The 335-nt window shown below is 68.1% G+C and carries 1 protein-coding gene; it reads right to left on the bottom strand.

The genetic code is table 11. The annotated features are described in order from the left end of the window. Positions 1-2: 2 nt before the first annotated feature. A partial coding sequence (locus LQ326_RS47560; RefSeq protein WP_234545430.1) for an alpha-glucosidase C-terminal domain-containing protein occupies positions 3-335 on the bottom strand: 333 nt, incomplete at its 5' end.

The following is a 335-nucleotide window of genomic DNA, read 5'->3' as shown; positions in this document are numbered from 1 at the left end:
AGTCATGACGCGCTGGGCCCTCCGTTCGCTGGTGTCGGCCGCTCCACCTGGAGCACATGCGCCGGCGTCCGGCCGGGAGTGAGGCGCACGTAGTTGGTCCTGCCCCACGAGTAGGTCTCACCGGTGAGTTCGTCCTGCACGGACAGGACGGCGTTCCAGTCCAGGCCGAGTTGCGGCATGTCCAACGAGACGGTGGCCTCCTGGGTGTGGTGGGGGTCGAGGTTGACGACCACCACGACCGTGTCCGTCCCGGTGCGCTTGCTGTACGCGATGACGGAGTCGTTGTCCGTGTGGTGGAAGCTCAGGTTGCGCAGGTGCCGGAGCGCGGGGTGGCG

It is taken from the genome of Streptomyces shenzhenensis (genome assembly GCF_021462265.1).
GTDB lineage: Bacteria > Actinomycetota > Actinomycetes > Streptomycetales > Streptomycetaceae > Streptomyces > Streptomyces shenzhenensis.
Note: the sequence above shows the minus strand (reverse complement) of the source record. Positions and strands in the feature narration are given on the sequence as shown.